The following is a 22224-nucleotide window of genomic DNA, read 5'->3' on the forward strand; positions in this document are numbered from 1 at the left end:
TCAACTTGCCCTGTCCACAATATACTGGGCCAGTCTGTATAGAAAGTCCCTGCCCTGCCCCTGGTAATCCCTCAGGCACGTCTTTGCCTCGTCAGCTGCTGTCTGGGCCAGTTCCCGGCTTTTTTCCAGCCCCAGAAACCTGGGGTAGGTGGATTTATTTACCGACTCGTCGCTTCCCACAGGTTTGCCCAGGGATTTTTCATCGCCTGTCACATCCAGGATATCATCTACGATCTGAAAGGCCAGGCCGATGTTGCTGCCATAATTGTATGCGTTCAAGGTGTCCCTTCCATTTTCGGGATCTGAACCGGCAAGTATGGCTCCGCTGCAGCATGCAGCTCTCAGCAGAGCCCCGGTCTTCATGGCATGCATGCCCTTTAGATCCACGAGCTCCATGCTTTCCCGGCCGGTGGCGCGCATGTCAATGCACTGCCCCCCTACCATGCCGGCGGGACCGGCCGCCTGGGCCACAGTGCCGGCGGCAGCCAGGACGTTTTCCGCCGGGAACGAGGTCTTGAGCATCATGGCGAAGGCCTGGGTCAAAAGGCCGTCCCCGGCCAGAATGGCCAGGGCTTCGCCGAATTTCTTGTGGCTGGTGGGTTTGCCCCGCCTCAGGTCGTCATTGTCCATTGCCGGCAGGTCATCGTGTACCAGGGAGTAGGTGTGGATCATCTCCAGACCAGATGCAAAGGGCAGTATATCTTTTGTGCATGCCCCGGTCATCTCTCCCCAGGCCAGGCATAGAACAGGTCTGACCCTTTTTCCCCCGGCCATGAGGCTGTACTCCATGGCTTGCTGCAGTTCACCGGGAACCCCTTCAAACTGCAGACAGCTTTCAAGGTAATCTTCTATCTCCTTTGCCCTGGAGGCCAGTTCCTGTTTAAACTCCCTGTTCATCATTTCCTCTCGGTGTCTGCGCATCCTCGGCTAAAACAGTGATCTCGTGCCGGGCTTTTTCCAGTTGTTCCCGGCATGTCCTGGTTATTTCCATACCCTCTTTGAAAAGCTGCACGCCTTTTTCCAGGGGCAGGTCCTTTTTTTCCAGCTCCTGTACAATCTTTTGCAGCCTCTGCATCTTTTTGTCGAAGTCTCCCTGCTTAGCGGGCATATAAATATCCTGGTGTTCAGTTGAAGTTTGACAACCTTACAAGACAACAAGTCCAGACGCGCACAGCCGGCATCAGGAGCCTCCTGAGCGGTTAGGCGGTTTAAATGCAGGCCTTAACGTGTCTTAAGGGTTTGACACCCCATCCCTCTTTAATTATGACCCATGAAACCAAACATACTTGGTAAGTATGCATTTGCAGGCCGCATGCCACGGCATAAGGACTGCCGCACCAGCATCTCTGCATTTGCAGCAAGGGTAAACAGCATGGATGAAAACAAAAAAAAGCTCACTATTTACGAAAAAATTGTCAAGTTTTTTCTTACGGACGGAAAGGGCTGTATCATAGCCGTAAGCCAGGACTCCCTGCTTATCAAGGCTGTCAAAGCCATGTACAAGGCCCTGGGAATCGACGCCAACTCTTTTTTCCACAAACAGAACCTGGAAAAAGCCGGGGCTGACGCCAAGTCATTGTTGACACGCTTCAACCAGGTGGTTTTCTTAGTGGAATCTTCAACAGACGGTGCCAGCAATGTTTTAAATATCAAAAATTTCAAGAACATACTGGGGCACAAGTGCAAGGTCATTGTCATGACCTCCGAGACTGATCGCAGCAATATCATTCAAATGTACGAAATGGGCGCGGACAACGTCATAGTCAAACCCGTATCCGTCAATTCTTTGATACAGAAAATAGCTCTGACTCTCAATCCCAACAATGAACTGGCCCAAAAGGTGGACGAGGCCAAAGCCCTGCTTATGGAAAATCATCTGGACCAGGCGGAGAATGTGGTCCAGGAAATCATAAATCAAAAGCCCGACAGCGCTATAGCCTATATCCTCAAAGGAGACATAGCCAAGAAAAGAAAGAATTTTGAGGCCGCGGAGAAATTTTACATCCAGGCTTCGGGTACCAGCAAGATGTACCTGGAACCCCTGAAAAAACTCGCCCGGCTTTACTCGGAAATGAACAACCTGGAGAAAAAGCTGGAGTACCTGAAAAAGCTGGACAAGCTTTCTCCCCTGAATCATGAACGTAAAATAGATCTTGGTGATACTTACCTGCGTATGGACAACGAAGAAGAAGCAAAGGCCAATTTCGACCAGGCCATAAGGCAGGTACAGAAGCAGGCCAGAGACTTGATCAGCTCCACCATCATGCAGATCGCAAGGAAAGTCCGGGATGAACGCCCGGACCTGAGTTCCCAGTACGTGGCCAAGGCCATAGAACACAAGGGCAGCGCCCTGAGCAGAGAAGACATATGGATGTTCAACGAGATCGGGATAAGCCTCAGGCAGCAGGGCAAATGGGAGGAAGCTATTGGATACTACAGTCAGGGCCTCAAGATTGCACCCATGGACGGTGGTCTGTATTACAATGTAGGCATGGCCTATGCCCAGGGCAAACAGTACTACAAGGCCCTGGAAAACTTCCAGAAGGCTGTGGAAGTCAGCCCGGAGTTAGTGGACCAGTATTCCAGCGTTGCGTTTAATATGGCCAAGGTTTACCAGGCACTGAACAGACCCGGCGATGCGGTGAAGTATCTTAAAAAAGCACTGGAAGTGGACCCGGAAAACCAGAGTGCACAAAACCTTCTGGCAAAGCTGACCAGCTGAAACTCTTTGTTTTTACTGACCTCTGACTTCTGCCACGCGTCCTGCCACGCGCCTCGCGTGGTCAGCGTGGTCAGCGTGACAAAACTGACTTTTTGCAGTCACATCTTTTCAGCATCCCCTTCTCCTGAAAGCCGGATCTGTACCACTGACTCTTTGCATTTGTCTGCCAGGCCTGAAAGATCATTCATTTCCGGTCGCACATAAGTCCTGCCGTCAAAAAATACTTCCTTGGCCTGGATACTCTGGTTTTTAATCTTAACTTGTGTGCTTCTTCGCGGCAGAAAAATGCGCTCCTGCAGCTGGACCCTCAGCCCCAGGGTGAGCGAATGCCTGAAAAAAGCTTCCTGAATACTTTTTAACTCATGAGGTCTGCACATGACCTGCACCTGGCATCCGGGACGGTTTTTTTTCATTGTCCCGGGCAGGTGGATCACATCCAGAGCTCCGGCCTGCATTATATTTTCCAGTAAAAACCCCAGTTCTTCTCCTGTAAGATGGTCTATGTTTGTGGTAAGCACCCAGACTTTATCCTGGCCGTATTTATCAGGGTTTTCCTCCATCTCTGCCAGGAAGATACGCAGACCGTTGAAACCCGCCTGTTTTTCACCGAAGCCTGTGCCTGACTTTTTAAGTATTCCCGGAAAACCTGTAGTGTATTCCTGCACCAGTTGATCCAGAATCAAGGCACCGGTGGGGGTAATAATTTCCCAGTCATACCCGGAGGGCTTTATCTTCTTGTTCTCAAGGAGCACAGCCGTAGCCGGAGCAGGCAGGGGTAGCTCCCCGTGAGCGGTCTGAACCTTTCCACTGAACCAGGGAACGGACGAAGCCCACACGCGACTGACACCCAGGCTTTCCAGCCCCCAGAAAGCCCCGACAATATCCATGAGAGTGTCCAGGGCCCCTACTTCGTGAAAATGTACCTTATCCACATCCATGCCGTGTACAAAGGCTTCCACCCGGGCAAGGCGCTCAAAGGCATGCCTTGAACCTGATTTTACAGACTCTGAAACAGGCAGTCTCTCCAGCAGGTCATGAATATCGCGCATAAGTCTCAATGGCTGGTCTGACTCCCAGCTGAAATCAGCCCTTTTGCCTGTGATACCGTTTCTGGAGTCTCCGGCGAATTTCATCTTGACTCCCAGTTCCAGGCTGTTAAAGGCTTCTTCAAGAGGGGTGAAATCCACCCCAAGGTCTGAAAGAGCCGAGACAAACATATCTCCGCTGATTCCGCACTCCAGGTCCAGGTAAAGTAAAGACATGGCCTCTCCGTGATTTGAATTGACTGTTGACGATAAGCAGCTTGCTGAATTTAAAAGATGATAACGATACAAAAAAATTTACAAGACGCCCTTCTGGCAGGTGTGCTGGCAGGACTGGCTCATCACTGGCAAGTCAGCAGGTCCCTGTTGCGCATCCTGTTTTTCCTGGCGTTTGTTTTATTGAATTTTATGCCCTTTATGGGCTTGTGGGCCTCCATGGCTCCGGTGCTTCTGTATGTTCTTTTGTGGCTGGCCATGCCTGAGCCATCCGGTGAGCTTACTGAAAAGGAGCAGGAAGAAAAAGCCGCCAGGACCAAAACATTTTACAATTACACCATGCTCGGGGTTGTGCTCAACCTGGCTCCTTTTCTGTTTCTGGCCCTTTTCAACCCGGACCAGCTGTTCATTTTGCTTCTGAGCGTACCTGCGCTTTTTCTCCTTTTGCCTGCCACACTTTTTATCATAACCGGGATAATAAAGGCATCATAGGCCTGTCTGCTGAAGAGGCATGCCCGGTCAACAGGTGAGCGGTCAAAACTGACCGTTGAACGGCTGACTGCATGGAGTGTGCATTGCCGCTCTTTTCAGGCATCCTTACATCCCTTTTAACTCCGTTTATCTAAAACAGGATGCAGGTCAAAATAGACTGTCTGTATTGTTCATAACATATCAGGCACGCAAACCCTGGTGAACAGCAGCACTTTTGACGCAACCCGGAGGGAAAAACGTGCCGCATTAAAACCAGCTCAATCAATCAAAAGTTGTTCCGGCAATGGGTTGATCGTAACCATTCAGAGTGTCCTGGGTATTGATTGCTGGCACAAGGCCTGGGGACTGTCCCTCGCTGTGTTGGTCTGTGCAGGATCACGGTATTTTGCGCTTGTAATTCTGGTGATTGTGAAGGCAAGGTGTCGCGGGGACTGTCCCCAGTCACGGTCCCCAGTCACGCCAGAGGCGTGATTCCGGCACCCCCATGAATGGTTATGGTTGATCAACCCCCTGCTGTTGAATTGCTACTTAATTTTCGTGGTGTTTCTGTGCCAGAAGCCTTTTTTCGACTGTAGCGCCGTATCTTTTAATTAAATCAATTCAAGAGAACAAGATGTTTGGACAGAAAAAAGAAGGCCTGCAGGCCCATGACCCGGATATGGTGGTGGACTTTCTCCAGGGTGTCCTCCCCTTTAAGGATCTGGAGCACAGTACTCTGGTAAACCTGGCCAAGAACGCCAATGTGGATTTTTATCCCAAAGGCACCAGGGTTCTTACCCAGGATGTGTCTGAAGTAAATTATGTTTACTTGATCCAGAAAGGAGGTGTCAAAATTTATCTCCAGGACCAGGCCGGGGAGATAAGCCTCAAGGACTACCGTGGAGAGGGCTCGGTTTTTGGGGCACTGGCGGTGATCCGGGGATCAAGGTCCAGCATGACCGTAGAGGCTGTGGAGGATACTTTCTGCTTTCTTTTCCCCAAAAAGTCCTTTCTGGAGCTTTTAAAAACCCATCCAGGATTTGCCCAGCATTATCTCAAGGTTTTTTCCAGGGATTATGTTCAGAAGTCTCTTGATGAACTGCGCAAGGAAAGACTCACCCCCAAAACCGAAGGTTCGCTGTATCTTTTTACGGTAAAGGTTAATGACGTCATCCGCAGAAAACCGGAAATCATCACCCCTGTCCAGAGTGTGCAGCAGGCTGCTCAACGCATGTCTGATCTGGGCATAGGGTCTTTGCTTATCAGGAACGAATACGGAAAAGTTTCCGGGATCATCACGGACAAGGATATACGCTCCAAGGTCGTGGCTAAGGGTCTGCCCTACTCCACAGAAGTGGAAAAGGTTATGAGTTCGCCGATAAAAACCATATCAGCCCAAAGGGTCTGCTTTGATGCCCTCCTGGACATGATGAGCAACCGCATTCACCACCTGGCGGTGCAGGACGAAGACAGGATCATCGGAGTAATTACAAGTCACGACATCCTGGTTCTCCAGGGTGAATCCCCTGTTTATCTTTTCAAGGAGATAATGCACCAGAACAGGATTGAAAGGCTTTACGAGCTGTCCCTGAAAGTCCCCCTGGTGGTCCGTCCTCTCATTGAAGAAGGGGCCAAGGCCAACAATATCACCAGGATGATCACCATCCTCAACGACCTGATACTCACAAGGCTTCTGACACTTCTCCAGGAACAGCTGGGGCCGCCTCCGGTACCTTTCTGCTGGCTGCTCATGGGCAGCGAAGGGCGCAAGGAGCAGACCTTCCGCACAGACCAGGACAATGCCCTGGTCTACCAGGATCCAGAAAATGAAGAGCAGAAACAAAAGGCGGAAAAATATTTCGAGACCTTCGGAGAGGAAGCCATAAATCACCTGGTTAAATGCGGCTATCCTCTGTGCCAGGGAGGCAACATGGCCTCCAACCCCAAGTGGCGGCAACCCCTTTCCGTGTGGAAGCAGTATTTCTCCAGATGGGTAAACAGGCCCGAGCCCCAGGAGGTCCTCAATTCAACCATATTTTTTGATTTTCGCCCGGCCTACGGTGATATGGTGCTGGGCCAGGAGCTCAAGGACGAGCTGCAAAGCCTGGTAAAAGGCAAGGACATGTTCCTGCGCTACCTGGCCCAGGACTGTTTTCGCACCAAACCCCCTCTTAGTTTTTTCAAAAACTTCATTGTGGACCGCGATGGAGAACATAAAAACCGCCTGGATCTGAAAGCCAGGGGGCTGGTACCCTTCTGGGATTTTGCCCGGGTCATGGCTTTGAAGCATGGAATAATGGAAACCAACACTCTGGAAAGACTGGAGATGCTTGACCGGGAAGGGCATATGCCTCACAACCTGTTTGTGCGGGCCAGGGAATCCTATGAATTTCAGATGCAGCTTAGATTCGTAAACCAGCTAAAGCTCATGGAGGCAGGTGAACAGCCGCACAATTATATTGACCCTGCAGAATTAAGCGACCTGGAAAAACAGACCCTCAAGGGGGCCTTTTCGGTCATCAGCAACCTGCAGAGCTTTCTTAAAGAAACCTTCAAGCTGAACATGGGTTGATGGTAAACATTCAGAGTGTCCCCGGTGTTCATTTATGGCCGGCTTAGGCATTACCCTGAATGGTTACGGTTGATCAAGGCCACTACATCTCCTGGATAATATTTCCGTAACCATTCAGGGGGACCTCGGTGGTGGCTGATGGCACAAGGCCAGGGGACTGTCCCCGCTAAGTTATGATTATGATGCTTCACAAAATTTTGCGTCTGTACTTTTCAGTTGTGCAGTAAAAGTGTCGCGGGGACTGTCCCCTGGCCGGTATCTGTCCCCTGAATGGTTACATATTTCCAGTGCATTTTTTTCCTGCAGGCTGCTGATCCCTATACCCGGACGTACAGCAATTAAAAGAGGCATAATATGGCTTCGTTGAACCTACTTACTCAAAATATCCTGTCAGGATTTGCCTGGCCCTTCAGCAGAGAAGACAGCCGGCCTGCTCATCCCCTGCTGGCCCGGAGCAAAGAATATTTCGATGCCCTGGATCAAAGCAGGCCCCTGAATGAGTACGATTTTGTGGTTCTGGATACGGAACTTACAGGCTTAAACGTCAAAAAAGACGAGATAGTTACCATAGGAGCTCTGCGCATAAGCGAAATGCGCATAGACATGGAACAGAGCTTTTACTTCTGTGCCTGTCCCACCAGGGACGTTCCCAAGCAAAGCATAGTTATTCACGGAATTACTCCTTCAGAGGCCCAGAAGGCCCCTCCACTCAAAGAAGCCCTGCAGGGTCTGCTGGATTTCTGCGGAAACTCCATAATAGTCGGTCACAATATCAACCTGGATATAAGTGTAATCAACAGGGAACTGAAAAAAGAATTCGGAGGAGAACTTCACAATCCCTGCATTGACACCATGCGTCTGGCCAGGCAGTACCGTGAAGGCCAGTGGACGGGCGCTTATGAATGCTACGAGGAATATTCCTATAACCTGAGGAAACTGAGCCGGGAATTCGGGCTGCCGCTGTTTACTGAGCACAATGCCTTTACCGATGCCCTGCAGACGGCATACCTGTTCATCTATCTGGTGCACAAGATGCAGGTCAATGCTGCCTGGACCTTGAAAGACCTGTGCAGGGCGGGCTGTATCAGGCGACGCTTTTTCTAAAACAGGACAGGCAAAACATTCACAAGGACCAGGAAAGGCGGGAAGAGCGTTTTATTCTCCCTGCTCTTCCTGGTCATCTATTTGTAACCATTCAGGGGGTCCTCGATGGTGACTAACGGCCCAAGACCAGGGGACTGTACCCGCTAAGTTCTAATTATGCAGTTTCACAAAATTTCGCGTCTGAACTTTTTGTATTGTGCAGGAAAAGTGTCGCGGGGACTGCCCCCCTGTGCCCCCTGAATGGTTACATCTATTTTATTTACAGACAAGTTATACTAAAAGGAGGTTAAGGAGGATGGAGATCGACACAACGTGGGTATGGGTTTTTCTTTCCCTGTACATTATTTACTGTTTTTCCTGGGGCTTGAAGGGTTTTTTCACGGAAAAAACCTCCTACGGCTATTCCATAGGCGGACGCCAGATCCCCATGATTGCCTTTCTCATGGCCGCAACAGCAGCTTCCTTCAGCGGCTGGACCACTATCGGCCATCCGGGGCTCATCTGGCAGTACGGGCTTGCTTATGGCTTTGTATCCTTTTATGCCCTGACCATACCATTGACAGGGTCCTTTTTCGCCAAAAGGGCCTGGCTCATGGGCAAGAGATACGGTTTCGTCACCCCGGGAGACATGTACGCCTATTATTACAACCGGGAAGGAGTACGCTGGCTTGCAGTGCTCACGGCCATTCTTTTCGGGATTTTTTATGCAGCCATCCAGCTCATGGCTGCAGGCGCCCTCTTTCACTGGGTGACCGGCTTCCCTCTTTCCTGGGGAGCCATTCTCATGGCCTTTATTGTCTGGTTCTACGTGGTCACCGGAGGTCTTAAGGCCAGCACCTGGGTGGGCGTGGTCCAGTTTATCCTGCTCATGGTGGCCATGTTGACTGTTGGAGCTTATGTCCTGGTCCATTTCGGTGGCTGGAGCCATATGAGTCAGGAAATACAAAACATGCCGGACAAATTTCTGGAAATACCAAGCATAATGGAATTCACTGTGGGACAGGAGAAATGGACAGCCCTGATGATTCTTACCTACCTCTTCTCTCTCATGGGTATTCAGTCTTCACCGGCCTTTACCATGTGGCAGTTCGCCAACAAGAATCCCAGGCCTTTCGCCTGGCAGCAGGTTTTCATGTCCGCATTCCTGGTGGGCTTCGCCATGTTTTTCTTTACTGCCTTTCAGGGACTGGGAGGCCAGATTCTGGACATGCAGGGCCTCATTGATCCGGCCAGGGATTCAGACGTTGTGCCTATGCTCATGGCCAAGTTTCTTCCGCCCTTTGTGCTGGGCATCTGCTTTATCGGACTCATCGCGGCCATGCACTCCACGGCAGCCCCGTACATAGGCACTGCCGGTTCCATGCTGCTGCGCGATGTCTGGTGGCTCAAAATCAGAAACAAACAGGGCGGCCATGCCGAGCAGATCTGGATGAACCGCCTTTTTGTGACCATTCTGACCATACTGGCCCTGATTGTGGGGCTGACCTCCCAGGCGGCTCTGGTTATCCTGGGGGCCCTGGCCACAGCCCTGGGTTTTATCATGTACATCCCTCTCATGGGCACCCTTTGGGGATTCCGCTGGCCTTCCATTGGAACGGTTCTGGGAATCCTGGCCGGGCTTATAGCAGTATTCATCACCTATTACGTCTTCCCCAATCCCCTGACCATTCACTGCGCGGCCTGGGGTATAGGAACCGGGCTGCTGGTTGCCTACCTGAGCAGGTTTCTGGGAGGAACCGACAACCAGGCTACCATGGACAGGCAGAAAGAAGTACGCTCCTGGCTGGACAACATTGAAGAGCCAGGCCCCAGAGGCAGAACCTGGCGTAACTCAATGAAATACATTATACCCGTGTGGTTTCTCTTTGCCGCCGGTCCCCTGGCCATGATGAGCAACTGGGGTCTTTTTTCCTTTGCCGGCTTTCCTGCGGCCTGGTCATGGCAGATAGTCTGGTGGATCCTGGGGATTATCATGATGTGGGCTCTGTGCTTCAAGGCGGAAATGGCCACCATTACCAATGACCAGATCCGTCGGGCTGAAACGGAATCCAAAATTGTTGTCCACGAGGTGACCTGATCCAACTGGCTGAAACTGACAGACCGTCCCCGGGTTCCATAATCCCGGTGCCCGGGGACGAATTTATTATCATAACCACCAAGGAGATATAACAATGAAATCAGAAGATATCTGGTTGATCGCAGTACTGGTTTTCATCCTTTTATGGCTGGTGCTTCTGGGCACGGGCGCCCTGGGATGAACCCAGCTGAATCAGGCAGGCGGCGGTGCTTTTTCTTTTCCCTCTGCCGCCTGCTCCAGGGCACCTATACGCTCCATCAGAGTCGGGTGCGAGTAGTAAAAACCACTGTATAAAGGATGCGGGGTCAGGTTGGCCAGGTTTTCTGTACCCAGCCTGGTCAACGCCCTGATCATGGGTTGCACGTCTCCCAGTTGCTTTGCAGCAAAACTGTCAGCCTGGTATTCGTGTTTCCTGGATAGAGCACCCATCAAAGGACTGAGCCAGAAAGCAACCACCCCGGCCAGCAGAGCAAAAAGCAGGAGTGCAGGGCCCGGACCTGCATGCTCCGGCTGAAATCCGAAAGCCTGGATGAAGGCCGGGGTTTCAAGCAGCCAGGCAGCCAGGGCGAAGCCGGCCAGGAACATGGCTGCGGAAATAGCCAGCATTCTTGGCACATGCCCTTTTTTGTAGTGACCTATCTCATGGGCCAGCACTGCCTCGAGTTCCCGGGGTTCAAGCTGCTCAATCAGTGTATCAAAAAATACGATACGCCTGAACCTGCCGAAGCCGGTGAAAAAGGCGTTGGAATGCCCGGACCGTTTGCTTCCGTCCATGACCTGGATGGTTCTGGCCTTGAACCCTGCCCTGTCGGCAAGATTCATGAGCCTTTGCCTGAGTTCCTCATCAGGCAACGGAGTCAGCCTGTTGAAAAGGGGCAGAATAAGCATGGGGTAAAGGACCATCATCACCAGCTGAAACAAAGAGACCAGTGCGAAGGCCCATACCCACCACAGGCTGCCTGCCATGATTATCAGCCAGATAATCAGGCTTAAAAGCGGTACGGTGATAACCAGAGCAATGACCAGGCTTTTGAACTGGTCTGAAATCCACAGCCCCATGGTGCTTTTGTTGAATCCAAATCGTTCTTCCAGCCTGAAGCTGGAATAAAAATCCAGGGGGAGTCCTGCAAGGAAAAAGACGACATATACGGCTGCCAAAAAAAGGCTTTCATTCAGGATATGCAACTCGCTGCCGGATTCAAATAAATTGTGATAAAACCAGGGAACAATCCCGGAAAAAAGAAGCACCGCCAGTATAACTGTACCATACCATATGCTCCAGAGCTCAAACCTGTTTTTGGCCAGGGTGTAATCTACTGACTTGTCATAAGTCTCCCGGTCCATTACTCTGAACACCGATTCAGGAGGATGGTGCCTCAAGCTCAGGACCCGGGTACGGTTCAATACGGCCAGCACGGTCTGCCAGCAGGCCCTTGCCGCCAGCAGAGCAGCTGCACCCAGAAATATAATTGTCTGCAAACTTTTCTCCTTATATCCTGCAAGTAACCCTGCAACGACACTTAGAAAATGGGTTGCTTGTGACTACCTGATAAATATGCAACAGTTGATAAAAATAATCAATCCCGTGTACTGATGGCAATATGCTTGAGCACTACTCGCCAAAACGCGTTTTGAAAACGTTTCGCTTTCTCCTGACTGTGTTCTTGATTTTCAGGCAGAAGCAAAGTCTTCTGGGCATTAAGCCCCTGGAACCGGGAGATCTGAAAGCAGTCATTCTTGAGCTGGGAGTCAGCTTTATAAAACTTGCCCAGGTTCTGGCAACAAGGGCTGATTTTTTCACAGAGGACTATCTAAGACAATTACGCGCCATTCATGATGAAGTAGAGCCCATGCCTGAAAAAGATCTGAGCAGTATGCTTTCCAGGGCCTATAGCCGGGAGTTCCCTTTTGCCTCGTTTGATCGCCATCCCCTGGCCAGCGCTTCCATCGGGCAGGTGCACCAGGCTGAATTAAAAGACGGTACTCGGGTGGCTGTGAAAATCAGACGTCTGGACATAGAAAAAAAAGTCCGTATCGATGCAGGCCTCCTCAAATTTTTTCTCAAGGTTTTCCAGCCGTTTTTCACCAGCCATACCAGAAATTCCCTGCAGGCGGTTCTGAATGAATTCTCGGCAATGCTGCTCAAGGAAGTGGACATGGCCATGGAACTGGACAACCTGCGCAAGTTCAAAGAAACTTATGAAAATGAAACCATTTCAATGCCGGAGTACTATCCCAAATACTGCAGTCATGATGCACTGGTCATGAGCTTTGAAAGCGGCCTGCGCGTCGACGACAAGGCCGGAATACAGCAGCGCGGGATTGCCTTTAAAAAGGTCATGGAAAACCTTATTTCCTGGTACGCCAGCCAGATGCTGGTCAAGGGACTGTTTCACGCTGATCCGCATCCCGGCAATATTCTGGTACAGGACGATGCTTCCTTGACCATTCTGGACTTCGGAATGGTCAAACGCCTGCCCAATTCCACCAGGGTGGCCATGATTGAACTGGTCAAGTCTGCTCATGAGCGCGACTTCGAGATGTTTGCCTCAGCCTGTGAACGTATGGGGCTTGTGACATCCACGGCTTCCCCTGATGAAATACGTGAATTGGCTGAACGTATGTTTGATATCTTCAGCAACGTCAACCTCAGCGCAGCCAATATGCAGGCACTGGCTTTTGAAGTCCTGGACTCCATGAAGGATTTTCCCTTCAAGCTGCCCCAGGAAGTGGTTTATGTCATGCGGGCCAGCACCCTGATAGAAGGCCTGGGCACAACATACATAGAAAATTTCAACGGCATAAAGGATATTCTCCCGGTCCTTCAAAACAGGCTGCCTGAGGCCCTGGGCATGGAAGAAGGGTTCGCATCGGTTGCCAGAAGAGAAATAACCGCCCTGCCTTTTACCATAAGCAGGTTCAAATCAGTTCTTACGGATATGAGTGACGGAAACTTGAATGTACGTCTGTCGCGTAAGACACTGGAAGCGCTGGATGAACATATCCGGGCATTGCTGCGCCCTCTGGGGGTCGGTCTGGTGCTTTTGGCCGGTTCTTTTTTCATTCTTTTTCTGGAGTTCCACCTGAGCCGCGTTCTGGCAGGATTTGTTTTCCTTGTGGGAGCTTTCAAGATATGGAGTACGCTCAGGTAGGTTTTGTACATAACTCACTGATATGTTGTGCACTCAAACATAACTGATTTTTGACCCCGGGGACAGGCAATAAAATTTCATTAACCATTCAAGGGGGTACCGGAATCAAGCCTCTGGCGTGACTGGGAACAGTCCCCGCGACACCTTGCCTTCAGAATCACCAAAATTACAAGCGCAAAATTCCGTGATCCTGCACAGACCTAAACAGCGAGAGACAGTCCCCAGGCCTTGTGCCAGTAATCAAGCACCGAGGACCCCCTGAATGGTACTTCAATCTCTTATATCTGTGTCAATTTGCCTGCCCGGTGAAATAGACGAAGTCTCAGCGCAGCGGATTTCACTGGGTGTGATCTGTGGGCAAAAAACTCTTTTTTTATCTGGGTTGCGGGCACAGGCCAGCGTGAGAAGAAGCTTTTACTGTCAATAACGAGCCGGCCCTATTTCTTATTGTACCACAGTGTCTCAGGTTAAACAGAAGCTGCCATAGAATGTCTATGCAGCGTAGGTCTTAACTTCAAGATCCAGCCGGTCGCCAAGTCTCTTACGTGCTTCTTCCAGATTAAAATCTTCTTGCAAACCCAGCCAAAATTTCTCGGAGTTTCCAAAATATCGAGCTAATCTGATAGCTGTGTCAGCCGATATGGATCTCTTGCCGTGGACAATTTCGTTGATGCGACGTGGAGGAACGCTCAAAGAGCGAGCAAGTCTATTTTGGCTTATGCCAAGAGGTAGAAGAAATTCCTCCAGTAGAATTTCTCCGGGATGAATATTGGGCAATCGCTGATTCATATCATCACTCCTTATGATAATCGATGATTTCGACATTGTATGCATCACCTTCTCCCCATTCAAAACATATTCGCCATTGATCATTAATCCGAATGCTGTATTGATGATGTTTTTTTCCTTTCAGTTTTTCCAGGCGATTACCCGGAGGAATGCGCAGATCGTTTATATTTTGGGCGTTGTTGATCATCCGGAGTTTTCTTCGAGCAATGCGCTGGATATCCTGGGGCAAGCGTGTCGACCCTTGGCCATTCCAGACCCTCTTGGTTTCTTTGTCCTGTATTGAGCGGATCATTATAAATTTTTTAATGCCGCGCGTTATAGACTGTCAAGAGATGATGTCGCAAGAGGGTCAAAATACACGTCTCCTGCCAGCATTTCAACCGGACGAGTACACTTAACCTGTTACCATTTAACTATTCAGCACATACTAACTGACACCCGGCAGAAAAACACATATAGTTGTCTGCCCCGGAGTAGATGTATCCAGTTCAATGTCTCCCTGCAAAGCTCTGGCCGCCAGTCTGGATGAATAGCTCCCCAGTCCGGTGCCGCCGACCTTGCCCTGGGTGACAAATTTATCAAAAAAGTTGTCACGGATATCTTGCGGAACTTCGCCTTTGTTTTCTATGTAAACGCACGTCCTGGGACCGGTAAAGATGCTGATGCTGACCACCTGGCCTCGTGGTGAGGCCTCGATGGCATTTTTGTAGATATTATCAAAAATAGAGCGGCAGAGCAGATCTTCACTCAGGATGTTGACCTGGTCCTGGGAATCAGGTTGATTTCCGTTCACAAGAAGTCTGCATGAAACCCCGTACTGTTTAGCCAGCTGACTCAATTCAGAGGTTGTGTTTCTTAGAAGCGCCAGAATATCCAGTTTCTCCAGCACAGGTTCATAATCACCATACTCGATTTTCAAAAGAGTCAGGGACATGTTGATCATGTCCAGCATCCGCCTGCCTTGTTCATTCATCAGCTGCAGGGTTTCCCGCTGCTCTGTTGTGAGATTGTCATCCATGAGCAGGATATCCGGCAGTCCTGTCATGGCTGTAAGAGGACTTTTGAGGTCGTGGCGCATGATATGCTCAACCTCATCGCGCATGCGCGCTGCCTCCATCAGGGACTTGTTCTGGGCGGCAAGGCGTTGCCGGGCCTGGTACAGATCAAGGTGAGTCCTGACCCTCTGCTTGAGTACGGCTGGATTGATGGGCTTGGTAATGTAGTCTACAGCTCCCAGCTTAAGGCCCCGGGTTTCATCATCGGGACAGTCCATTGAAGTCAGAAAAATTATGGGGATATGAGCAGTTTTCTGGTTTTCCTTGAAACGGGCACAGGTTTCAAATCCGTCCATGCCGGGCATCACCACATCCATCAAAACAAGATCCGGTCTGGTTGTATCGGCGATCCTGCCGGCGGACTCTCCGTTCAAGGCAAAAAGAACTTCATGTTCATCTTCAAAGATATCAGCAATCAGCTGGACAATATTGGCATCATCGTCCACCACCAGAATCCTGGCTCCTTGTTCCATAGCACCTGCTCCTTACAAGTTATCTTAATGAACATGTATCTGTGGTAACCATTAACACTACAGCTAAACTTATTTATTGACCTCCGGGGACTGGCTCTTTTGCCGCCGAATTTTCGAAGCATTTGCAAATTTGCAACCGGCAAAAGTGCCTGTCCCCAGTTTAGACAGGTTGAAAAATTTTATAAGTTTCGCTGTAGTGTTAAGGGTACGTCGGAAACGGCCTGGGGACTGGAAGTACAACTGAGTACCCCCTGGATACTTAAATGTGAAGTCAGTCAGCCGGATCCCGGTTACGGCCAAGCTCAGCCTCAAGCTCGTCAAGGCTTTTTATAGCGCCCTGATAGTCCAGTATCTCCAGGCTCTGTGCCAGGCGTAAAACCTGGCTGTCCCCTACTATATCCCGCAACTGTTCCTGGACTGCGGCAAAACTTTTACGGGCTTTTAGACTGTTGAACTCAAGCTGGTGGCGCAGTTCGTCAAGGGCGTGTTTCAATTCCGGAGTCAAAACCCCTGGTTTTCGATCCTCCCGGCCTTCCTGCCGGGTTTCAACTTCAGGCAATGATCCGGACAGGCTTTCTGCAGCAGCCAGGGCCGGGTGCAAAGAATTTTCCAGTGTCTTTAAAAGCTCTTGCTGGTTGTCAGATCCCTCGGTTTGCAGGACCATTTCCAGGTCTCTGGCTGCTTCCATTAGTTGCGCTGCTTCTAAGGTAGCGGCCGAACCTTTTAGAGAATGGGCCAGGATGCGGGCCTCTGAGAGCTTTTCAGCCTGGAGCAGACTACGCAGGCGCTCAGCAGCACCGGCGTACTCACGGCCAAAGGACTTGATCAGCCTGCGCAGCAGTTCTGGGTTGTCATTGCACCGCTTTAAAGCCGCTGATATATCAAAAGGCGGCAGGCTGGAAGGAAGAGGAGTCTGAAAGGCAGTTGATGCTTTCTGGGCTACCTGGCTGCTGGATTTATCACTCTGACTTGTGTTTTCTGCCCCATGACTTCTGTCCTCGGGCATCCAGCGCAGCAACATGTTCTTAAGTACCTCTGGTTCAATGGGTTTGGTCAAGTGATCGTCCATGCCTGCATTAAGACTCTTGTCCCGGTCACCGGCCATGGCATGAGCAGTCATGGCGATGATGGGAATTCCGGGATTCAGGGGTTCAGGGACTAAGGAACTGAAAGATTCATGGATTCCCTCTGCAACCTCCGAGGTCTGACCCATCTTTTCTGTCCTGTGATCCATGCTTCTTATGCGCCGCGTAGCTTCGTATCCATCCATTCCAGGCATCTGAATGTCCATCAGAATAAGATCAAAAGGCTCCTGGACGGCCCGCTTAAATCCTTCAAGGCCGTCACAGGCAACCTCGACGTTGATACCCAGATCTGTCATCAGTTCATAAGCAAGCTCGCGGTTCGAGCGGTTGTCCTCCACCACGAGCACCCGCCGTCCAGAGAGGCTCTTCCGGGTGGAACCGCGGTGTGATTCCGTCTGGGACTGATGTTGCTCCAGTTCACAGGTCTTTTCCATGTGAACCGTGAAGCTGAAGGTACTTCCCTCTCCGGGCTGACTCTGAACCTGAATACTGCCTCCCATCATCTCCACAAGCTGTTTGCTGATGGATAGACCCAGCCCGGTGCCGCCGAACCTGCGGGTAATGGAAGAATCAGCCTGGAAAAAAGCATCGAACAGACGCGAAGCCTGGTCCTGGTCCATGCCCTGGCCCGAATCACGTACTGAAAACATCAGGCATACCTGGTTATACCCCTTTGCCGGCAAACATTCAGGGATGGCTTCGTGAGCAGTATTTGAGGTACCAGGTGACACGCTGACCACAATTTCTCCGTGGCTGGTAAACTTGATGGCATTGCTTATCAGGTTGGTCAGAACCTGGCTCAGGCGCATGGAATCACCTTTGAGACTAAGGGGAGTATCAGGATCCAGCTGAAATGTCAGTTTCAGTTGCTTCTCCTCGGCCTGAAAATCGAATATAGAGGACAGCCTGGATAAAACGTCTTTCAGGTTGAATGGTACATGCTCCAGTTCCAGTTTATTGGCCTCGATTTTGGAAAAGTCCAGAATGTCGTTGATGATGCCCAGCAGGGATCTGGCTGCACCGTCAATCCGGGTCAGATAGGAATGCTGCCTGCGGTCAAGGCCTGAGCGCAGAGCCAGGTGGGATATGCCTATAATGGCATTCATGGGTGTGCGGATCTCATGGCTCATATTGGCCAGGAATTCGCTTTTGGCCTGGGTGGCCGCCTCGGCCTGCTCCTTGGCCTGCAGGAGATCACGCTCAAAGCTGTTTCTAATTAATGCATCACCCAGGATATTACCCAGAATCTGGAGCAGTTGCACATGTTCTTCATTTATCAGCCTTTTGGAGCTGACCGATTCAAACCCGAAAGTGCCAAGGATTTTATCATTGCGCAATATGGGCATAACCAGCATGGATTTTACATCTTGAGCCTCTAAGAGTTGTTTTTCCGGACCTTCAGGCAGTTGTTCCACATCAGGAACAAACAACATTTTCCGTTCATTGAAAATCTCTAAATTCGCAGGCAGTTCTTCCAGGGAAACATCCTGCATGGCCGCATTAACCGACTCTATGCCCGGAGCGCACCATTCATGGGTATTAGACATGTACAGCCCGTCCTCGGAAAATTTGAAGACAAAGGTTCTGTCTACATTTAAAAACTGTCCACAACGTCTGATCATGTTGTTGACTTTGCCATCGATATTTTCCCAGGTGGCATTGATAAAATCCGTTGAAACCTCGGTTACCAGTTCCTGGAGGTCATTTTTCAGGCGCACTGATTCCTCCAGATGCTTACGCTGAGTTATGTCCTCCACCGTGGCGATGACTTCTGTGGGTGAAGTACCCGGATTGACCGGATTGCATATCATTCGCAGGTAAGAGGTCTTGCCCCCGGTAATGGAAGTATACAAGCCTTCGAATACCGTCTGTTCGCCGCCCATGGCCCTCTGAATTATATCATCAATGGGGCTGGGGGACTCAGCGGCTGAGTTTAATCCGATAAGCTTTTCCCGGGTTGAGCCCATGAGCTCTACAAACTGATCGTTGCATTTTACGATGATCCCGGAGGCATCTAAGTAAAACATGCCCTGTGGAGAATTTTCAAAAATAATCCTGTGAGTCTCTTCACTCTCAGATACCTTCTGAACGGCCATACGCAGTTCTTCATTGGAATTTTTCAGGGAATTGCGCAGTCTTCTGAGCCTGTAATTCCACAGGACAATCCCCAGAAGTATCACAATGCCCCCTCCGGAGACCCTGTAAAGCAGTTCGTAGTTGAAGGACTGCTCTAATATAATGTTTACATGTTCGTTTACAATGCTGTCGCGCTCCCTCGGAGTTATGGTCTCGATGGCCTTGCTCAGGATGTCGCGCAGTTCGGGCATGTCTTTGAGCACGCCCATGCGCAGCCGGTTTATGTAGTGGTCCTGGGGAGGCTGTCCTGAAATCTTCAGGTTGAACCAGCCGTCCCTTCGGATGGTGAAGGCCGCGATGGTCAGTGAACGCAGCGTCATGTCGGCTTCACCCTGGGAGACCATGCGGTAGCATTCGTTCTCGTCGTCCACAGTGATAATATCCAGATTGGGATAGTCCTGGCGCAGATACTCCTCCATGGACGTGCCATGAGGCAGAACTACGGTCCGGTCCACCAGTTCGGCTGGATCCGCAATATAGTCGTGCTCATTGCGGGTGATGAAGACGTTGGGATTGGTGAATAAGGGCTCGGTAAAGGTCAGCCACTCCTCCCGGTCCGGAGTCTGGTTCAGGAAAGGAATGAGCATGCACCCGCCTTCTCTCGAGACTTCCAGGGTTTCCCCCCAGTCTTTTGTAGGCACAATAACAAAGGGAATATCAAGTCTCTGAGAAACAATGTCCACAAGATCCGCGGCAATGCCGGTAAAGTTGCCCTGATCATCCACAAGCTCGTATGGCTCCCAGTCCGGGTCAATGCACATGGTGATCTTCCCCAGATCATCCAGGTAGGCCTGCTCTTCAGGTGTAAGTTCTACATTTTGAGCATGAACACTCCAGGGTAAAAGTAATAAAATGATCAGGCAAAAAAACTTTATCACTATTTTTTTCCTTGGTAAGTGATTCTTTCCTGGCATATTGTGGGATAAAAATTCTTAATGACTAATCCCCAGACTTGCAAGCCTTTCCCGCCTCATATTGAAAATCATTCCAGGACATTTTTACCGGTAAACGCACGCTGGAGTTGCGTTAATCTCATAGTAGTGTTCAACGTAAAAGTTTAGCCATTTGCATGTGGCATGGGGACTGGCTCTCCCCGCACTTATTTTAAAACCTGTCAATCTTCCTTTAGAAAAATAAGTGTGGGGGTGCCTGTCCCCTGCTTTCCTTAAAAAAGCTAAACTGTTACTGTTCAATAGATATGCAGTTCATGGGTAAGACCGGTCAGACCATCTTTTAAAGCACAGGTCCGGATCTTTCCCGTAACCATTCAGGGGGGGGGTGACGGAATCGGCCTCCTGAATGGTTACTCTCAATATTTCCGGACAATTTCTTTGTAGCCAAATTCACACCATAATGGTCTCTTTATTCCCTGGCATCTCCGCTTTCCTGAAAAGGCACTTTACAGCAATAAGCAGTTCGGTTAGACCGTTTACACCACAATAAAAACAGAGCCCTTTTACGATTTTGTGGACCACCAAGTGTCACAGCTGGCCCGGATTTTCGACAGTCGTTTGCCTGGATAAAGGGCAATGGGGTAAATGTACCTATGGCTTGTTTGCAGTATTTTGATTTTTTACCAGGGAGCATTGGAATATGGATAAAGACCGGATAAAAGAACTTGCTGAAAATCCGGATTTTATACCTGGAATCTATAACTATTGCGATCGGTGGTGCGAAAGATGTGCCTTTACCTCCAGATGTATGAACTTTGCCGTGGAGAAGGAGTTCTTTCAGGAACAAGAGAGTTCGGATGAGATGAACGCCGCTTTCTGGGAGACCATATCCAGCACTTTTGAAGTGACCATAAGCATGCTTTATGATCTGGCCCAGGAACGGGGGATTGACCTGGATGCAGTCGGAGAGGACCAGGACGCAGGGCATGAACTGGCTATGCAAAGAGCCAGGGAGCATATCTGCACCATTCTTGCAAAAAAGTATAGGGAGATGGCCAAAGAATGGCTGGAGAGTTCGGAGGTCTGGACACAAGATGTGGCGGTCAAAATCCCTGGTGTTATTTCAGCCGGGGAGGCTCCTGGACTGCAGGAATCCAAAGAGATTATATCCTGGTATCTGTTCTTGATTGAGGCCAAGATCGTGCGGGCCTTGCACGGCAAGGCTGAAGAAGAGGAATGCGAACTGGAAAGCTATGATCGAGATGCAGACGGTTCAGCCAAGGTGGCCTTGATGGGCATTGACCGTTCTCTGGCTGCATGGGGTGTGGTTCATGCGAACATAGTCCGCGACAGGCAGGGTGTGCAGGATATACTGTTCTGCCTGGATCGTTTGCGCCGGAAAATGGAAACTGTCTTTCCTCAGGCCCGAAGTTTTGTTCGGCCTGGTTTTGACGATGGTCAGTAATGGATGGTGATCATTTGCAAATTAAGGGCTGGCCTGTTCTGTAGCGTACGGATGGGTGCTGTGACATGACAACATGCGGGCAAGGTTAGTCACAGACATATCGATTCCAAAGAACATTTATATTCATAGATGCACCTGCAAAAAGTCGGGGAATGCAAAATTCAGGAACAAACCAATTCTGTAACCATTTGTTTTTACTGATCTCTGTCACTTGTCTCCTGACTCCTGCGACTGCAAATAAGACTTTTTGCAGTCGCGTCTTCATACCTGTCAGTGCGTTGCCATGTAGCATGGGGACTGGCTCTCCCCGTACTTATTTTTTAAATAGGCTGAAATGCCCTGTAGCAAAAACAAGTGCGTCGGGATACTTGTCCCCGCTTTCCTTAAAATCCCTGACATGATACCATATTTCTTTGGCTCGCACTTTGAATATTCTGGTGATTTTCCTGCGTAGAGAGGAGGTAAGGAAGATGAAGCTTGCAGAATTGCTCAATGAAAGAAAGAATGTAAAAGAAGAAATCAAGAAGGTTAAAGAACGACTGTATCTCTCGGCAAAAATGCAGGAGGGTGATACGGTTCCGGTTGAGCCTCCAGAGGATCTGAAGAATGAACTGATTAGGCTTTATGAGCGACTCAATGAATTAATTATTTTAATCAATAAGACCAATATGACTACAATGGAAAGCGGCAAGAGTCTTATGGAACTTATTGCTGAACGTGACAAGAATACGGGTATTGCCGAGATCCTTCATAGATTAGCTGATAGCGCAACGCCTAAGTCCGAAAGGTTTTCCAGAAATGAGATCCGGTTTATACCGGCTGTGGATGTCAAAGCGATTCGTAAGGAGGCCGATAGTTATGCACGAATTGCACGCGAGATAGATAATCAGATTCAGGCAGCGAATTGGAATATAGAGATTTGATCAGGACTTAGCTGGTAGCTTGGAAAAGTGTCGGGGATGCACCCTGGC

Annotated in this window: 16 protein-coding genes; 8 read left to right on the forward strand and 8 right to left on the reverse strand. The window is 49.9% G+C overall.

Annotation, left to right across the window (positions count from 1 at the left end; all coding sequences use genetic code 11):
- Together DTHIO_RS02945 and xseB are read right to left on the reverse strand one after the other, a co-directional pair.
- The gene (locus DTHIO_RS02945; RefSeq protein ID WP_008868866.1) at positions 1-897 is read right to left on the reverse strand and encodes a polyprenyl synthetase family protein; all 897 of its coding nucleotides are present in this window, start codon (positions 895-897) and stop codon (positions 1-3) included.
- Positions 881-1108, reverse strand: coding sequence for an exodeoxyribonuclease VII small subunit (xseB, locus tag DTHIO_RS02950; RefSeq protein ID WP_008868867.1), 228 nt, complete (start codon positions 1106-1108; stop codon positions 881-883). Before xseB ends, DTHIO_RS02945 begins: the two co-directional genes overlap by 17 nt.
- 204 nt (positions 1109-1312) lie before the next feature.
- Between xseB and DTHIO_RS02955 the strand changes: the two genes are divergently transcribed.
- Positions 1313-2722 carry a tetratricopeptide repeat protein gene (locus DTHIO_RS02955; protein ID WP_244156296.1) on the forward strand — a complete coding sequence of 470 codons (1410 nt, stop codon included), beginning with the start codon at positions 1313-1315 and terminating at the stop codon, positions 2720-2722.
- A 98-nt stretch (positions 2723-2820) separates the two neighbouring features.
- Here DTHIO_RS02955 and larC read toward each other — a convergent pair whose 3' ends face one another.
- Positions 2821-3984, reverse strand: coding sequence for a nickel pincer cofactor biosynthesis protein LarC (gene larC, locus DTHIO_RS02960; RefSeq protein WP_008868869.1), 1164 nt, complete (start codon positions 3982-3984; stop codon positions 2821-2823).
- 57 nt (positions 3985-4041) lie between these two features.
- Here larC and DTHIO_RS02965 point away from each other — a divergent pair, with 57 nt between their 5' ends.
- From DTHIO_RS02965 to DTHIO_RS02980, 4 genes are all read left to right on the forward strand, one after another.
- Positions 4042-4473, forward strand: coding sequence for a PspC domain-containing protein (locus DTHIO_RS02965; protein ID WP_008868870.1), 432 nt, complete (start codon positions 4042-4044; stop codon positions 4471-4473).
- A gap of 613 nt (positions 4474-5086) precedes the next feature.
- Complete coding sequence (locus DTHIO_RS02970) at positions 5087-7024, forward strand: DUF294 nucleotidyltransferase-like domain-containing protein (RefSeq protein ID WP_008868871.1); 1938 nt, start codon at positions 5087-5089, stop codon at positions 7022-7024.
- Between the two features lie 354 nt (positions 7025-7378).
- A complete protein-coding gene (locus DTHIO_RS02975) occupies positions 7379-8128 on the forward strand; it encodes a 3'-5' exonuclease (RefSeq protein WP_008868872.1) in 750 nt (249 codons plus the stop codon).
- A gap of 295 nt (positions 8129-8423) precedes the next feature.
- Entirely contained in the window at positions 8424-10205 is a 1782-nt protein-coding gene (locus DTHIO_RS02980) for a sodium:solute symporter family protein (RefSeq protein ID WP_008868873.1), read from the forward strand.
- A 192-nt stretch (positions 10206-10397) separates the two neighbouring features.
- Here the strand turns inward: DTHIO_RS02980 and DTHIO_RS02985 are convergent, their stop codons facing one another.
- Positions 10398-11684, reverse strand: a complete 1287-nt coding sequence (locus tag DTHIO_RS02985) for a M48 family metallopeptidase (RefSeq protein WP_008868874.1) — start codon at positions 11682-11684, stop codon at positions 10398-10400.
- Positions 11685-11863: 179 nt separating this feature from the next.
- On the opposite strand from DTHIO_RS02985, the gene DTHIO_RS02990 reads away from it, so the two are divergent.
- Complete coding sequence (locus tag DTHIO_RS02990; RefSeq protein WP_244156326.1) at positions 11864-13357, forward strand: ABC1 kinase family protein; 1494 nt, start codon at positions 11864-11866, stop codon at positions 13355-13357.
- A 492-nt stretch (positions 13358-13849) separates the two neighbouring features.
- On the opposite strand, the gene DTHIO_RS02995 is transcribed toward DTHIO_RS02990, so the two are convergent.
- The 4 genes from DTHIO_RS02995 to DTHIO_RS19445 all read right to left on the reverse strand — a co-directional run bounded on the left by DTHIO_RS02995 (position 13850) and on the right by DTHIO_RS19445 (position 19773).
- Positions 13850-14146 carry a HigA family addiction module antitoxin gene (locus DTHIO_RS02995; RefSeq protein ID WP_008868876.1) on the reverse strand — a complete coding sequence of 99 codons (297 nt, stop codon included), beginning with the start codon at positions 14144-14146 and terminating at the stop codon, positions 13850-13852.
- A 4-nt stretch (positions 14147-14150) separates the two neighbouring features.
- Positions 14151-14438 (reverse strand): type II toxin-antitoxin system RelE/ParE family toxin, encoded by a 288-nt coding sequence (locus DTHIO_RS03000; protein ID WP_008868877.1) that lies wholly within the window; start codon positions 14436-14438, stop codon positions 14151-14153.
- Between the two features lie 135 nt (positions 14439-14573).
- Positions 14574-15674 (reverse strand): hybrid sensor histidine kinase/response regulator, encoded by a 1101-nt coding sequence (locus DTHIO_RS03005; protein WP_008868878.1) that lies wholly within the window; start codon positions 15672-15674, stop codon positions 14574-14576.
- Between the two features lie 271 nt (positions 15675-15945).
- Positions 15946-19773 carry an ATP-binding protein gene (locus DTHIO_RS19445; RefSeq protein ID WP_050775115.1) on the reverse strand — a complete coding sequence of 1276 codons (3828 nt, stop codon included), beginning with the start codon at positions 19771-19773 and terminating at the stop codon, positions 15946-15948.
- Between the two features lie 715 nt (positions 19774-20488).
- On the opposite strand from DTHIO_RS19445, the gene DTHIO_RS03015 reads away from it, so the two are divergent.
- On the forward strand, positions 20489-21253 hold the full coding sequence (locus tag DTHIO_RS03015) for a hypothetical protein (RefSeq protein ID WP_008868880.1): 765 nt from the start codon (positions 20489-20491) through the stop codon (positions 21251-21253).
- Between the two features lie 470 nt (positions 21254-21723).
- The gene (locus DTHIO_RS03020) at positions 21724-22176 is read left to right on the forward strand and encodes a DIP1984 family protein (protein ID WP_008868881.1); all 453 of its coding nucleotides are present in this window, start codon (positions 21724-21726) and stop codon (positions 22174-22176) included.
- The last annotated feature ends 48 nt before the right edge of the window (positions 22177-22224 follow it).

Origin of the sequence: Desulfonatronospira thiodismutans ASO3-1, assembly GCF_000174435.1 — a bacterium.
In the GTDB taxonomy this organism is placed as follows: domain Bacteria; phylum Desulfobacterota; class Desulfovibrionia; order Desulfovibrionales; family Desulfonatronovibrionaceae; genus Desulfonatronospira; species Desulfonatronospira thiodismutans.

What these genes read in the sequence shown, in the direction of transcription:
- DTHIO_RS02975 (WP_008868872.1), top strand. Translation starts at nt 7,379, where the DNA reads ATGGCTTCGTTGAACCTACTTACTCAAAATATCCTGTCAGGATTTGCC.
- DTHIO_RS03005 (WP_008868878.1), bottom strand. Translation starts at nt 15,674, where the DNA reads ATGGAACAAGGAGCCAGGATTCTGGTGGTGGACGATGATGCCAATATT.
- DTHIO_RS02945 (WP_008868866.1), bottom strand. Translation starts at nt 897, where the DNA reads ATGAACAGGGAGTTTAAACAGGAACTGGCCTCCAGGGCAAAGGAGATA.
- DTHIO_RS02970 (WP_008868871.1), top strand. Translation starts at nt 5,087, where the DNA reads ATGTTTGGACAGAAAAAAGAAGGCCTGCAGGCCCATGACCCGGATATG.
- DTHIO_RS02965 (WP_008868870.1), top strand. Translation starts at nt 4,042, where the DNA reads ATGATAACGATACAAAAAAATTTACAAGACGCCCTTCTGGCAGGTGTG.
- DTHIO_RS03020 (WP_008868881.1), top strand. Translation starts at nt 21,724, where the DNA reads ATGAAGCTTGCAGAATTGCTCAATGAAAGAAAGAATGTAAAAGAAGAA.
- larC (WP_008868869.1), bottom strand. Translation starts at nt 3,984, where the DNA reads ATGTCTTTACTTTACCTGGACCTGGAGTGCGGAATCAGCGGAGATATG.
- DTHIO_RS02995 (WP_008868876.1), bottom strand. Translation starts at nt 14,146, where the DNA reads ATGAATCAGCGATTGCCCAATATTCATCCCGGAGAAATTCTACTGGAG.
- xseB (WP_008868867.1), bottom strand. Translation starts at nt 1,108, where the DNA reads ATGCCCGCTAAGCAGGGAGACTTCGACAAAAAGATGCAGAGGCTGCAA.
- DTHIO_RS03015 (WP_008868880.1), top strand. Translation starts at nt 20,489, where the DNA reads ATGGATAAAGACCGGATAAAAGAACTTGCTGAAAATCCGGATTTTATA.
- DTHIO_RS02955 (WP_244156296.1), top strand. Translation starts at nt 1,313, where the DNA reads ATGCCACGGCATAAGGACTGCCGCACCAGCATCTCTGCATTTGCAGCA.
- DTHIO_RS02980 (WP_008868873.1), top strand. Translation starts at nt 8,424, where the DNA reads ATGGAGATCGACACAACGTGGGTATGGGTTTTTCTTTCCCTGTACATT.
- DTHIO_RS03000 (WP_008868877.1), bottom strand. Translation starts at nt 14,438, where the DNA reads ATGATCCGCTCAATACAGGACAAAGAAACCAAGAGGGTCTGGAATGGC.